Here is a 13602-nt window from a genome sequence, read left to right on the forward strand (position 1 = left end):
AGACGCGGTTCGCTGCGCTCTGCCTAAGACGCCGCCGCCTCGGGGGCAAGGGGCGGCGCCCCGATCAGGCGGTCGAACACTGCCATCACCTCGGCCGCCTGCCGCCGCATCCCCGCCGCGGCTGCGTCGAGGTCTTCCGGCGGGGCTGCGGCATCCTCGCCGACGGCACGGAGCAGGCCGCGGATCATGGCGTCGGAGGCCCCGGCCGGGTCGAACCTGTCCTCGACGGCGAAGCGCAGGAAGGCCTGCACCCGCTGCCAGGTCGCCAGCGCCCGCAGCAGCGCCTCCGCCTCCGCCGCGGGCAGCAGGCCGGCCGCGGCGGCGCGGCGCAGCACCTCTGCCGTGGCCTGATGCAGGATCTGCGGGTGGTCGGCGGCGTGCCGCAGCTGCAGATACTGGGCGATGAACTCGATATCGACCAGCCCGCCGCGAAAATGCTTGATGTTCCAGATATCGGCGGTGTCGCGCTGGCGCGCCATCCGGCCGCGCATTTCGGCGATGTCGCGCCGCAGCTTGTCCGGATCGCGCGGAAGGCACAGCACGGCCCGGATCTCGGCCTCGATCCGCGCGCGCAGCGGCCCGGATGCGTGGATCACCCGGGCCCGGGTCAGGGCCATGTGCTCCCAGGTCCAGGCGTCGCTGCGCTGATAGGCGGTGAAGGCCTCCAGGCTGGTCGCCAGCGGCCCGGCATTGCCGGAGGGCCGGAGCCGCATGTCGACCTCGAACAGCGCGCCCTGTGCCGTCGGCGCGGTGATCGCCGAAACCAGGCGCTGGATCAGCCGGGTGTAGTAGACCATCGGCCCGATCGGCTTGTCGCCGTCCGACATCTGCTCGACGCCGGCGTCGTGGATCATGATCAGGTCGAGATCGGAGCGGATGGTCATCTCGCGGCCGCCGAGCTTGCCGAGGGCGAGCAGGGCCAGCCCGCCCTCAGGGAAGCGGCCGTGCCGCCGCGCGAACTCCGCCTCCACCCGCGGCACCAGCGCCTGCAGCGCCACCTCGGTGACGTCGGACAGGAAGGCGGCGCAGGACGGCGTCTCCGACAGCCGGCGCAGGATATGCACCGCGGCGCGGAAGCGCTGGTCGTTGGTCCAGCGCCGAAGCAGGTCGAGAGTGTCCTCGAAGTCGCGCGCCGTCGCCAGCTCCGCGCTCAGCCGTTCCTCCAACTGCTCCCGCCCCGGCAAGGTTCTGAAGAAACCCGGCGCCAGCACCGCCTCCAGCTGGCCGGCATGGGCCGTCAGATAATCCGCGATCCGGCCGCCGAAACCGAGTATATCGATAAGAAGATCAAGGAGATCCGGATTGACGTTAAACAAGGAGAAGAGCTGCACGCCGGCCGGCAGCCGGGCCAGGAATCCGTCCAGCCGCTGCAGCGTCGCATCGGGGTCGGCGGTGCCACCGATGATCGCCAGCAGCCGCGGCACCAAGCCGGTGATCAGGCCGCGCGCCCGCTCGCTGCGCAGCGCGCGGTAGCGGCCGTGCAGCCAGCCGCGCACCACGCCGATCGCCTCCGAGGGGCGGGCGAAGCCCAGCCGCTGCAGCGTCTCGACCGTGCCGGGATGGTCGTCGACGCCGGCGAAGACCAGGGTGACCGCGCCTGCCGGCGGCCGCTCCTCCTGAAACAGCTCGGCATAGCGGCCCTCGACCAGCCGCAGCGTGTCGGTCAGCGTGGTGCGGAAGGCGGCCGGGTCCGGGAAGCCGAGGAACCGGCCCAGCGCGTCGACCTCGCGGGGATCCTCCGGCAGGGCGTGGGTCTGGTGGTCCTCCAGCATCTGGATGCGATGCTCGACCCGGCGCAGGAAGCGGTAGCATTCGGCCAGGCTGGCGGCGGTGCCGCGGTCGACCCGCGCGGCCTCGGCCAGCGCTTCCAGCCCGGCCACTGTGCCGCGCAGGCGCAGCCGGGGCTCCCGGCCGCCGAAGATCAGCTGCTGCATCTGCACGAAGAACTCGATCTCGCGGATGCCGCCGCGGCCCAGCTTCAGGTCGTGGCCCTCGATGGCGACGACGCCGTGGCCGTGATGGTGGTGGATCTGCCGCTTGATCGCGTGGATGTCCTGGATCGCCGCGAAGTCGAGGCTGCGGCGCCAGACGAAGGGCGTCAGGAAGTCGAGGAAATCCTCGCCGGCGGCGCGGTCGCCCGCCACCGGCCGGGCCTTGATCATCGCCGCGCGCTCCCAGCTCTGCGCCAGGCTGGTGTAGTAGCTCTCGGCCGCCGCCAGCGACACTGCGGGCGGCGTCGCCCCAGGATCCGGCCGCAGCCGCAGATCGGTGCGGAAGACGTAGCCATCGACCGTTCGCTCCTCCATGATCCGCACCAGATCGCGGGCCATACGGGTGAAGGCCTGGCCCAGGTCGTCCGGCCGGTCGGTCGGCACCTTGTCGGCGTCGTAGAGGATGATCAGGTCGACGTCGCTGGAGTAGTTCAGCTCGCGCGCGCCCAGCTTGCCCATGCCCAGCACGATCAGCCCGGATGCGTCCGGTGCCGCCACGGCCTCGGGGCGCAAGAGGCCGCGCGCTGCGGCGCGGGCCAAGAGATGGGCGACGGCAAGGTCGAGAGTCGTCTCGGCGAGGTCGGAGAGGGCGCCGGTCACCCGCTCCAGCGGCCACAGCCCGCCGATATCGGCCAGCGCGATCAGCAGGGCGACGCGCCGCTTGGCCAGGCGGAAGCCCTGCATCAGACGGGTGGTGTCGGCCTCGGCGGTGGTGTCGGCGCGCAGGGCCGCCAGCTCCGCCGTGACCGCGGCGTCGGGGCCGTCGGCGAGGAAGCGCCGGATGGTCGCCGGGGTCCGCAGCGCCAGCTCGGTCAGATAGGGGCTGCCGCCGAACACGGCCTCCAGCAGAGCGCGCCCCTGCTGATCCAAGGGCAGCGCCGTGATGAAATCGCGAAGCTCGGGATCGGATTCCTCGGTCGCGCGTTCAAGCCACCGTTCGACTCCGCGCCGGGCACGGTCAGGATCGCCCGCGCGAGGCCAGATGGCATCGGTCAAATCGGTTTCGGCCCCATTGGTTTGGGAACGTGGCATCGCGCTGTCCAACTGCCTAAGGTGCGGGCGCAGCATCGGGGTCCTGCGGGGACGGGTCAAGCAAGGGTGAAACGTTCGGGATGAGGGCGCTGAAGATCCTGGCCGAGATCGTCGGGCTGGCGGTCGCCGGCGTCGCCCTCGCCGCCGTCGTGCTGGCCTGGCGGCTCTCCTCGGGGCCGATGGAGATCGATTTCCTCACCCCCTATGTCGAGCAGGCGATCTCCGACAACGAAGCCTCGGTCGAGATCGGCGCGCTCGCGCTGCGCTGGGAGGGGTTCGACCGGCCGGTGGTGCTGGCGGCGCGCAACGTGCGGGTGCGGCAGAAGGATGGGGCGCTGATCGCGATCGTCCCGGAGAGCTCGGCCAATGTCAGCATGCCGAAGCTGCTGCGCGGGGTGGTGGCGCCGTCACGGATCGACCTGATCCGGCCGCATCTGCGGGTGACGCGGACCGAGGCGGGCGAGTTCAGCTTCGGCCTGGAGGCGAGCGAGAGCGGGGAGGGTGGGGCCTCGACCCCGGCCGAGGGCGCGCCGACCCGCGACGTGGTCAAGGACCTGCTGGCCGCGCTGGACGCTCGGATCGGCAGCGAGGACAGCCCGATCGCGTCGCTCACCCGCCTCACCCTGGTCGACGGCAGCGTCCGCATCGACGACCGCCTGCTGGGGCGAAGCTGGCTCGCGCCCAAGGCCTCGGCCGACCTTCGCCGGACCCCGACCGGCGTCGACGGCCGGGCATCGCTCGCCGTCGTCTCCGGTGGCGGCACGGCGCAGTTCGGCGCCGAGATCCACTATCTGCGGGCCAGCCGCGGCGGCCGGGCGACCGTGACCTTCGCCAATGTGGTTCCGGCGGCGCTGACCCGGATTTCGCCGGTTCTGGCGCCGCTGGAGGCGATCGAAAGCCCGGTGTCCGGCCGGCTCGAAGCCGATTTCGACTCCCGCTTCCAGCCGACGGCCGGGCGATTCTCGCTGACCAGCATGAACACGACGCTCCGGCTGCCGCCCCTGTGGACCGCACCGTTCAGCGCCGCCCGAACCAGCCTATCGGGCACCGTCGACCTGCCGAAGCGGCGGCTGACGCTCGACGACTTCAGCATCGATTTCGGCGGGCCGAAGATCTCCCTGTCCGCCCAGGTCGACGCGGTCGGCGACACCATCGAGCTGGTGACGGCCGGGACCGTCGCCGGCGTGCCGGTCGACCTGCTGGACAGCCTCTGGCCCCCCGGCCTGCCCAGCGGCGCCCGCGCCTGGATCACCACCAATCTCCGCGACGGCGTGATCGACCGCACCGAGTTCAGCCTGCATGCGCGGGCGCCCATCTCAGATCCTGAGGCGGTGACCCTGGTGGCGGCCGACGGCACCATCCAGGCGCGCGATGTGACAGTGCACTATTTCGACGGGCTGCCGCCGATCACCGGCCTCAACGCCGCGGCCAGCTTCAACCAGTCGACCATGCGCATCGCCACGGCCGGCGGGCGGCTGCGGGACATCGAGGTGCAGCCCTCCGAGATCACCATCACCGGCCTCGACCTGCGCGACCAGGTGATCGAGATCGACGCCCGGGTCGAGGGGCCGGTGAAGGCGATCATGTCGGTGCTCGACGAACCTCGGCTCGGCTATGCCCGGAAGATGGATCTCGTGCCCGACCGCATGTCGGGCCGGGCGTCGGCACGGTTGCGCTTCGGCTTCTCGCTGCTGGCCGACCTGCCGTTCGAGGCCGTCCGCATGGCCGTGGAGGGCACGCTCAGCAATGTCGGCATCGCCGCCGCCAAACCGGGCTATGACCTGACCGGCACCGACGCCAGGCTGACGCTCGACAAATCCGGTATGACGCTGCAGGGCAAGGGGCAGGTGAACGCGGTGCCGGTCACCTTCTCCTGGCGCGAGGCGTTCGACGATTCGGCGGTCGAGACCAGGCTCTCCGCCCAGGCGACTTTGAACGCGGAGGCGCGGGCGGCGCTGCGCCTGCCCGAATTCGAGCCGGTCGGCGGCACCGTCGGCGCCGATCTCGACTACGCCAGGCGCTCCGGCGGGGCGGCGACGCTCGAGGCCAAGCTCGACCTCACCGACGCCCGGATCGCGATCGACCCGATCGGCTGGGTCAAGCCGACGGGCGGCAGGGCGAATGCGACGGTCAGCCTAGCCCTCGCCGGCAACCGCGTCACCAAGGTCTCGCAGTTCAACGTCTCGGGTGGCGACATCACCGCCTCCGGCAGCGCCGATTTCACCCGCGACGGATCGCTGGCGCAGCTCTCCATCGCCTCGTTCCGGCTGGGGCCGAACGACATCAAGGGGCAGATCGAGGTGCTGGGGCCGGACAGCTATCGCCTGGCGCTCAGCGGCGCGCATCTCGACGTCTCCGGCATCCTGGAGCAGCGGCGCGCCGCGGCGGGGCAGGGCGGCAGCCGGCCCGACGGATCGAGCGCCGGATCCGCGGCCGACCCGGCGCCCGGCCCGCGGATCGACGCCACCTTCGACGTCGGGGAGCTGTCGTTCGGGGACAACCGGTCGCTGCGGTCGGTGCATGGGCGGGCGATCGGACGCACCACCAACCTGCAGGACGTGACCCTGGCGGCGCAGCTGCCGGGCGGGCGGCCGATCGACTTGCGGCTGACGCCGCAGCAGGGCCAGCCGGACCGGCAGATCCTGACCCTGCGCAGCGAGGATGCGGGCGAGGCTCTGCGCGTGCTCGACATTGCCGAGAACATCACCGGCGGCAGCCTGCTGGCCACCGGCACGCGGAACGGCGTCACCGGCGCAATCGACGGCCGGCTCGACGCCCGTGGTTTCGTGCTGCACGACGCGCCGGGCATGGCGCGGCTCCTGGCCGCCACCTCGCCCTCCGGCCTGCAGGACCTGTTCGGCACCAGCGGGCTGACCTTCAACCGGCTCGACGCCGACTTCACCTACGCCGCGGCCCAGCGGCGGGTCACGCTGAAACAGGGGCGGGGGGCGGGCGGCGACCTGGGGATGGCCTTCGACGGCGTGCTCGACCTCAGGGCGGAGACCATCGACCTCGCCGGCACCATCGTGCCGATCTATCACATCAACAGCGTGATCAGCTCGATCCCGCTGATCGGCGACATCCTCACGGGCGGCGAGGGCGGCGGGCTGTTCGCCTTCACCTACACGATCCGCGGCTCCTTCGCCGATCCTTCGGTCTCGGTCAATCCGCTGTCGGTGCTGGCGCCCGGCTTCCTGCGCCGGCTATTCTTCGAGGAGACGCCGTCGGCGGACGGCGCCGCACCGCGGCCGCCGGCACAGCCGCGGCCACAGCGCCCGCCAGGCGACCGCGGTAGCCGATAGCTATTCCCCGACCGCCAGCCCGGCCGGACGGCGGTTGTCGTTGGCGCCGTAGACGAAGCCGGGCCGCATCTTGCCGCCGAAGGCCCGGTCGTTGCCGGAGGAGGCGGTGGTGGCACCCGCCGTCGCGGCCGAGGGCTGCAGGGCGATCAGCTCGGCCGCGCCCCAGGGCGACTGCACCGTCACCTTGTGGCCCATCTGCTCCAAGAGCTTCACCGTGTCGGGCGACAGGGCGTAGGGCTCGGCGAAGATCTCGTCCGGCAGCCACTGGTGGTGGATGCGCGGTGCGTCCACCGCCTCCTGCGGCTGCATGCCGAAATCGATCATATTGAGCGCCGCCTGCAGCGTGATGGTGATGATGCGCCCCCCGCCGGGGCTGCCCAGCACCAACACGATCTGACCGTCCCTGGTCACCAGCGTCGGCGCCATCGAGGACAGGGGCCGCTTGCCGGGCGCAATCGCGTTGGCTTCGCCCTGCACCAGGCCGAACAGGTTCGGCACGCCGGGCTTGACGGTGAAATCGTCCATCTCGTCGTTCAGCAGGAAGCCGGTGCCGGGCGCGATCACCCCGGCGCCGAACAGCCCGTTGATGGTGTAGGTGACCGAGACCGCGTTGCCGTCCTTGTCGACCACCGAGTAGTGCGTCGTCTCCGGCTTCTCGTGCGGCGGCATGCCGGGCTGCACCTCCTTCGACGGCGTCGCCTTGTCGGGCAGGATTTTGGCTCGGATCTGCGCCGCGTAGTCCTTGCTCAGCAGCCGGTCGAGCGGGTTCTTCACGAAGGCGGGATCGCCGAGATAGGTGTTGCGGTCCATATAGGCGTGGCGCATCGCCTCGACCATCAGATGAACCCCGGCGGCGGAGTGCCAGCCCAGCGCCTTCAGGTCGTAGCCCTCGAGGATGTTCAGGATCTCGCACATCGTCGTGCCGCCGGAGGAGGGCGGCGGCGCAGAGACGAAGACATAGCCGCGATAGCTGCAGGTGACGGGATCCGTCTCGGTCACGGTGTAATTGGCGAAGTCCTGCGCCGTGATGATGCCGCCATTGGCCTGCATCGCCGCCGCGACCTTCTGCGCGATGGCGCCCTTGTAGAAGGCATCGGGCCCGCCCTTGGCGATCGCCTCCAGCGTGTTGGCCAGGTCCGTCTGCACCAGCCGGTCGCCGGGCTGCAGGGCCGAGCCGTCGGGGCGGAAGAAGATGTTCGCCGCCACCGGGTCCTTCTTCAGCAGGGCGGCGCCCGCGTCGAGGATGTCGGTGTCGCCGCGGGTCAGGACGAAGCCCTCGCGCGCCAGCTTGATGGCCGGCGCCATCACGGTCTCGCGCGGCAGGGTGCCGTAGCGCTGCAGTGCGGTGTCGAGGCCCAGCACGCTGCCGGGCACGCCGACCGCGAGATAGCCGTACAGGCTGGCGCCCTTGATCGGGTTGCCCTGGGCGTCGAGATACATCGTCTTGGTCGCGGCCGCCGGCGCGGTCTCGCGGAAGTTCAGGAAGGTGTCGCGGCTGTCCTTGGCCAGGTGGATGACCATGAAGCCGCCGCCGCCGATATTGGCGCAGCAGGGGTTGGTCACCGCCTGGGCGTAGCCGACGGCGACCGCGGCATCGACGGCGTTGCCGCCAGCCCGCAAGATCTCGGCCCCGGCCTCGGAGGCGAGGTGCTGCGACGACACCACCATGCCGTCGGGCGCCTCGACCGCGGGCGGCGACGCGGCCTGTGCTGCGGCCGCGCCCAGCGCGCAGGCCGCCACCGCCAACCATGCCCATGCATGCCGGATCATCATGCCCTCCTGTCTGACTGGCCGCGCGGTCTTCGCGGCGCGGGCGAGAGGAGGTCATGCTGCCCGGAGCTGTGATCCCCCGCAATGGCAGCGCTTTGCTCCCATTGCGGAACCTGCCCTCAGGCCGGCCGCACCAGCGCGTGCTTCTTGCGGCCGGCGGACAGCTTGATCACGCCGTCGGCGCCGATGTCGCCATCGCCGATCGGCTGCTCCGGATCGGCGATGGCGACGTCGTTGACGCGGCCGCCGCCGCCCTGGATCAGCCGCCGCGCCTCGCCGTTCGAGGTCGCCAGGCCGGCCCGGGCGAACAGCCGGAAGGCCTGGATGCCTGCCGCCAGCTCGGTCCGCGGCACCTCGATCGAGGGCAAGCCCTCGGCCGACACGCCCTGCTCGAAGGCTTGGCGGGCGGTCTCGGCCGCCGCCTCCGCCTTGGTGCGGCCGTGCAGCAGCGCGGTCGCCTCGGTCGCCAGGATCTTCTTGGCCTCGTTGATCTCGGCCCCGCCCAGCGCCGCCAGCCGCTCGATCTCGTCCAGCGGCAGCTCGGTGAACAGCTTCAGGAAGCGGCCGACATCGGCGTCCTCGGTGTTCCGCCAGTACTGCCAGTAATCGTAGACCGGCAACCTGTCCTCGTTCAGCCAGACGGCGCCGGCCGCGGTCTTGCCCATCTTGGCGCCGGAGGCGGTGGTGAGCAGCGGCGAGGTCAGGCCGTACAGCTCGCGCCCGGCGATGCGGCGCGCCAGGTCGATGCCGTTGACGATGTTGCCCCACTGGTCCGACCCGCCCATCTGCAGCACGCAGTCGTAGCGCCGCGACAGCTCCAGGAAGTCGTAGCCCTGCAGGATCATGTAGTTGAATTCGAGGAAGGTCAGCGGCTGCTCGCGGTCCAGCCGCAGCTTCACCGAATCGAAGGTCAGCATGCGGTTGATGGTGAAGTGCCGCCCGATCTCGCGCAGGAACGGGATATAGGCCAGCCCGTCCAGCCAGTCGGCGTTGTTGGCCATGATCGCGCCGTGCTCGAAATCGAGGAAGCGCGCGAACGCCCGGCGGATCGAGGCGATATTGGCCGCGATCGTGGCGTCGTCGAGCAGCGGCCGCTGGTCGTCGCGGAAGGACGGGTCGCCGATCTTGGTGGTGCCGCCGCCCATCAGCGCGATCGGCCGGCCGCCGGTCTTCTGAAGCCAGCGCAGCATCATGATCTGGACCAGATGCCCGACATGCAGGCTGTCCGCCGTGGCGTCGTAGCCGATATAGGCCGTGACCGGTCCCTTGGCCGCCAGGGCATCCAGGCCCTCGGCATCCGTCACCTGATGGATGAAGCCGCGCGCTTCGAGGGTGCGCAGGAAGTCGGAGCGGAAACCGGTCATGATGATACTGTCGATCGGAAGGTCGGGAGCAGGGCTGTACCACGCCGGCCGCCCCCGCCTCAAATCGAACTTCCCACGCTCCCCGGTTTCGCCGGCGGGTCAGGCCCTGGCAGTGACGATCCAGTTCGCCGCGTCGAGCCGCACGCCCTCCGCCGTTGCGTAGGGCGCGAGCGCCTCGCGGACGGTCGTGGCGACGACGTCCCGCTTGTCCGGATTCTCGCGCAGCAGGGCGCCCAGCGGGCCCATCCGCAGCGCCAGGAACAGCATCTGGTCGAGATCGCCGGCCCCGATCTTGGTGTCGAGGGGTGTGGTGTCGATCCGGGTGAAGCCGGCGCGGCCCAGGATGTCGCGGATCCGGTCGGGATCGGCCAGCGAGAACGGGCCCGGCGCGCCCGGGGCGGGCGGCTCGGGTGGCGGCAGGTGGCGCAGCGCCGCTGTCAGCGGCACGGTCGCCCAGGTGTTCTCGGCCAAGGGCCGCCAGCAGACGAAGGCGAGGCGGCCATCCGGCTTGAGCGCGCGGTGCAGATTGGCGAAGGCGGCGACCGGATCGGCGAAGAACATCGTGCCGAAGCGGGAGAACAGCCCGTCGAAGTGGCTGGGCTCGAACCCGGCGGTCTGGGCGTCAGCCTCCAGGAAGCGCGCACTGACCACGCTGGCCTCGGCCGCACGCTGCCGCGCGACCTCGAGCATGGGGGCCGAGATGTCGACGCCGAGCACCTCGCCCTCGGGGCCGACGCGCCGTGCCAGCTCCAGCGTGCTGCCGCCGCAGCCGCAGCCGATATCGATCAGACGCTCGCCCGCCTGCGGTGCCAGCACCTCGATCGCGCGCTGGCCGATCGGGGCGGTCAGGCGGTCGATCGGCTCGCGCAGCTCGACCCAGGTCGGCCCGACGGTCTCGTTCCAATAGGCGATCTGGTCGGCGTTCGGCGTCTCGGGCCCGGTTGTCGCCACGGCGTCCTCCCCTGTCCGGCCGCGAGGCTGCGGTTCAGTCCGCAGGCTGCTGCGGCGCCAGCTTCACCATCTTGCTCAGATAGTCGTCCATATGCGCCAGCAGCTGGTCGTTGTGCAGCGTGAAATAGTGGTTCGCCCCCGGGATCACCCGGTAGTCGATCTTGATGTCCTTCTGCTGCGACAGCTTGTTGACCAGCTTCTGCACCGCATCATGCGGCACCACGTCGTCCTTGTCGCCCTGGATGATCAGGCCGGAGGACGGGCAGGGCGCCAGGAAGGTGAAATCGTATTTGTTCGCCGGCGGCGACACCGAGATGAAGCCGTCGATCTCCGGCCGGCGCATCAGGAGCTGCATGCCGATCCAGGCGCCGAAGGAGAAGCCGCCGACCCAGCAGGCCTCGGCGTTCGGGTTCAGCGCCTGCAGCCAGTCCAGCGCCGAGGCGGCGTCCGACAGCTCGCCCTCGCCGCGATCATGCACGCCCTGGCTGCGGCCGACGCCGCGGAAGTTGAAGCGCAGCACGGTGAATTCGTGCTTCTTGAACGCCTGGTACAGCGTGTGCACCACCTTGTTGAACATCGTCCCGCCGCCCAGCGGGTCCGGATGCAGGAGGAGCGCGATCGGCGCGTTGGTGCGCTTGCTCGGGGTGTAACGGCCTTCGAGGCGTCCCTCGGATCCGTTGAAGATGACATCCGGCATCGGCCGTTAAGCTCCTCGAAGTTGCGACGGGGCGGACCAGATCGTCGGCACCGCATCCGGCGATGCCGACGGGCGGCGCGTGGGGGCGGCTTTCTTGACCATGACACTCGGATATCTATATCTAAGCGGTCACTCTTTGAGCGGTCACTCACCCTGCCATGGCGCGGACCGTGCCGGCCACCGCCGTCCACACGATCCACGCGAAATGTTCGTATAGCATCGGGACGGGCTTCGTGTTCAAGCGTCTTCGCGATGATCGAAGCACGCCGGTTGGGCAAGGATGAGGATCGCGGATGGCGCCGCAGGCTGGGCCGCCGGAGGTGTCCGGCATTCGGTCCGCGGTGCGGGCAGCAGTTGCAATTCCGGTCCGGCGGGCAGGCCGGGCCGTTGGGGGCGCAGAAGATGCGTTTGAGCACCAAGGGACGCTACGCCGTCATGGCGATGGTCGACCTGGCGCGGCACGGTGCCGACGGCCCGGTGGCGCTCGCCGACATCGCCCTCCGCCAGGAAATCTCCTTGCCGTATCTGGAGCAGCTCTTCGCCAAGCTGCGCCGCGGCGGCCTCGTCCGCAGCGTGCGCGGGCCCGGCGGCGGCTATCTCATGGCCCGGCCCTGCGGCATGGTGCGGATCTCCGACATCATCTTCGCGGTGGACGAGCCGATCCAGGCCACCCGCTGCGACAAGCACAGCCCGCTCGGCTGCCACAGCGACAAGAGCCGCTGCCTGACCCACGACCTGTGGGAGGAGCTGGGCAACCAAATCCATCTGTACCTGTCCTCGGTCACGGTCGAGGACGTGATCAATCGCCGGATCCTCGGCTCCAGCCATCTGTTCCCCGCCGGGCAGGGCGTGACCGTCGCCGCCGAATGAGGCGCGCGCCGTGACCCCCGTCTATCTCGACCACAACGCCACCGCGCCGCTGCGGCCGGAGGCGCGCGACGCCATGCTTGCGGCGCTGGAGATCGTCGGCAACCCGTCCTCGGTGCACCGCTTCGGCCGCGAGGCCCGGCGCCTGGTCGAGACCAGCCGTGCCCGGGTCGCGGCCCTGGCCGGCGTGGCGCCGGCCCAGATCGTCTTCACCGGCGGTGCCACCGAGGCCAACGCCCTGGCGCTGACCGGGCCCGGCCGACGCCGCGTCCTGACCTCCGCCATCGAGCATGATAGCGCCCTGGCCTGGGCCACGGAGCGCATCCCGGTCGGCGGCGACGGGCGGGTCGACCTCGATGAACTCGAGCGGATGCTGGCGGCCGATCCTGAGCCTGCGGTCGTCTCGATCATGGCGGTGAACAACGAGACCGGCGTGATCCAGCCGGTGGCGGAGGCTGCTTCGGTCGCCCGCCGCCACGGCGCGCTGGTGCATTGCGATGCGGTCCAGGCCGCCGGGCGGATCGCGCTGCCTGCGGTCGGGGCCGAGGTCGATGCGCTCAGCCTCTCTGCCCACAAGCTGGGCGGGCCGCAGGGCATCGGCGCTCTGGTCCTGCGCGACGGGCTGCCGCTGGCGCCGCTGCTGCGCGGCGGCGCGCAGGAGGGAAGGCGCCGCGCCGGGACGGAGAATGTCGCCGGCATTGCCGGCTTCGGCGCCGTGGCGGCCGCCGTGGCCGACCGCGCCGACCAGCCGCGGATCGTGGCTCTGCGCGACGAGTTGGAGGCGCGGCTTGTTGACGCTGGAGCCGTCGTCCTCGGCGCCGGTGCGCCGCGCGTCGCGAACACGAGCTGCGTCGCCATGCCCGGCGTGGCCGCCGAGACCCAGGTCGCGGCGCTCGACCTGGCCGGGGTTGCGGTCAGCGCCGGCTCGGCCTGCAGCTCGGGCAAGGTCCGTCGCAGCCATGTGCTGGAGGCGATGGGGCTGCCGGCCGACCTGGCCGAGAGCGCGATCCGGATCAGCCTGGGACCGACGACCGACGCCGCCGCGATCGACCGCTGCGTCGCCGCCTGGACCGACCTCGCCCGGCGGAGGCGCAGCCGTGCGGTCGCCTGAGAGCGGGCATGAGCGTTCGCAGGTTGCCCCTTTTTCCGGGCTTGCGTAGAACACCTCGTTTCGAGCAGGAGCACGGGTCCGGAATGCCCAGGATCATCTTCATCGAGCCGGACGGGAACCGGCGCGAGATCGACGCCCCCGCAGGGCTGTCGATCATGGAGATAGCGCACAAATACGACGTCGATCTGGAAGGCGCCTGCGAAGGCTCGCTGGCCTGTTCGACCTGCCATGTGATCGTCGAGCCGGAATGGTACGAAAAGCTCCTGCCGGCGCGCGAGGATGAGGAGGACATGCTCGACCTCGCCTGGGGCCTGACCAAGACCTCGCGCCTCGGCTGCCAGATCATCATGAGCGACGAACTCGACGGGTTGACGGTGCGGCTGCCCGCCGGCACCAACAACATGATGTGAACGGTGAATGGCCGCGGCTCGGACCGCCATGAGCGGTCCGCATGCCGGGGTCCAGCGGAGCGCGGCTGAGAACGACTCTCTGAGTCGGGTTTTCGCTGGCATTCGCC

The 13602-nt window shown here is 70.8% G+C and carries 9 protein-coding genes; 4 read left to right on the forward strand and 5 right to left on the reverse strand.

Going from position 1 to position 13602, the window contains the following annotated elements:
* Positions 1-23: 23 nt before the first annotated feature.
* Positions 24-3023: a bifunctional [glutamine synthetase] adenylyltransferase/[glutamine synthetase]-adenylyl-L-tyrosine phosphorylase gene (locus KXR53_RS03130; RefSeq protein ID WP_437373289.1), complete on the reverse strand. Its 3000-nt coding sequence runs from the start codon at positions 3021-3023 to the stop codon at positions 24-26.
* A gap of 80 nt (positions 3024-3103) precedes the next feature.
* On the opposite strand from KXR53_RS03130, the gene KXR53_RS03135 reads away from it, so the two are divergent.
* A complete protein-coding gene (locus KXR53_RS03135) occupies positions 3104-6325 on the forward strand; it encodes a YhdP family protein (protein ID WP_437373291.1) in 3222 nt (1073 codons plus the stop codon).
* On the opposite strand, the gene ggt is transcribed toward KXR53_RS03135, so the two are convergent.
* The 4 genes from ggt to KXR53_RS03155 all read right to left on the reverse strand — a co-directional run bounded on the left by ggt (position 6326) and on the right by KXR53_RS03155 (position 11107).
* Positions 6326-8095 carry a gamma-glutamyltransferase gene (gene ggt / locus KXR53_RS03140; protein WP_437373293.1) on the reverse strand — a complete coding sequence of 590 codons (1770 nt, stop codon included), beginning with the start codon at positions 8093-8095 and terminating at the stop codon, positions 6326-6328.
* Positions 8096-8214: 119 nt separating this feature from the next.
* Positions 8215-9459: a tyrosine--tRNA ligase gene (gene tyrS / locus KXR53_RS03145; protein ID WP_437373295.1), complete on the reverse strand. Its 1245-nt coding sequence runs from the start codon at positions 9457-9459 to the stop codon at positions 8215-8217.
* A 99-nt stretch (positions 9460-9558) separates the two neighbouring features.
* Positions 9559-10410 carry a class I SAM-dependent methyltransferase gene (locus KXR53_RS03150; protein ID WP_437373297.1) on the reverse strand — a complete coding sequence of 284 codons (852 nt, stop codon included), beginning with the start codon at positions 10408-10410 and terminating at the stop codon, positions 9559-9561.
* Positions 10411-10444: 34 nt separating this feature from the next.
* Positions 10445-11107 carry an alpha/beta hydrolase gene (locus KXR53_RS03155; RefSeq protein ID WP_437373299.1) on the reverse strand — a complete coding sequence of 221 codons (663 nt, stop codon included), beginning with the start codon at positions 11105-11107 and terminating at the stop codon, positions 10445-10447.
* 402 nt (positions 11108-11509) lie between these two features.
* On the opposite strand from KXR53_RS03155, the gene KXR53_RS03160 reads away from it, so the two are divergent.
* The 3 genes from KXR53_RS03160 (at position 11510) to KXR53_RS03170 (ending at position 13495) form a co-directional block, all read left to right on the forward strand.
* On the forward strand, positions 11510-11977 hold the full coding sequence (locus tag KXR53_RS03160; protein ID WP_437373301.1) for an Rrf2 family transcriptional regulator: 468 nt from the start codon (positions 11510-11512) through the stop codon (positions 11975-11977).
* Positions 11978-11987: 10 nt separating this feature from the next.
* Entirely contained in the window at positions 11988-13085 is a 1098-nt protein-coding gene (locus KXR53_RS03165) for a cysteine desulfurase family protein (RefSeq protein ID WP_437373303.1), read from the forward strand.
* A gap of 83 nt (positions 13086-13168) precedes the next feature.
* Complete coding sequence (locus KXR53_RS03170) at positions 13169-13495, forward strand: ferredoxin family 2Fe-2S iron-sulfur cluster binding protein (protein ID WP_437373464.1); 327 nt, start codon at positions 13169-13171, stop codon at positions 13493-13495.
* Positions 13496-13602 lie beyond the last annotated feature (107 nt).

It is taken from the genome of Inquilinus limosus (assembly GCF_051487185.1).
Classification (GTDB): Bacteria; Pseudomonadota; Alphaproteobacteria; order DSM-16000; family Inquilinaceae; genus Inquilinus; species Inquilinus limosus_F.

Excerpts from the sequence above, each read along its gene's own strand:
- ggt (WP_437373293.1), bottom strand. The coding sequence starts at position 8,095 with ATGATCCGGCATGCATGGGCATGGTTGGCGGTGGCGGCCTGCGCGCTG.
- tyrS (WP_437373295.1), bottom strand. The coding sequence starts at position 9,459 with ATGACCGGTTTCCGCTCCGACTTCCTGCGCACCCTCGAAGCGCGCGGC.
- KXR53_RS03170 (WP_437373464.1), top strand. The coding sequence starts at position 13,169 with ATGCCCAGGATCATCTTCATCGAGCCGGACGGGAACCGGCGCGAGATC.
- KXR53_RS03160 (WP_437373301.1), top strand. The coding sequence starts at position 11,510 with ATGCGTTTGAGCACCAAGGGACGCTACGCCGTCATGGCGATGGTCGAC.
- KXR53_RS03135 (WP_437373291.1), top strand. The coding sequence starts at position 3,104 with ATGAGGGCGCTGAAGATCCTGGCCGAGATCGTCGGGCTGGCGGTCGCC.
- KXR53_RS03155 (WP_437373299.1), bottom strand. The coding sequence starts at position 11,107 with ATGCCGGATGTCATCTTCAACGGATCCGAGGGACGCCTCGAAGGCCGT.
- KXR53_RS03130 (WP_437373289.1), bottom strand. The coding sequence starts at position 3,023 with ATGCCACGTTCCCAAACCAATGGGGCCGAAACCGATTTGACCGATGCC.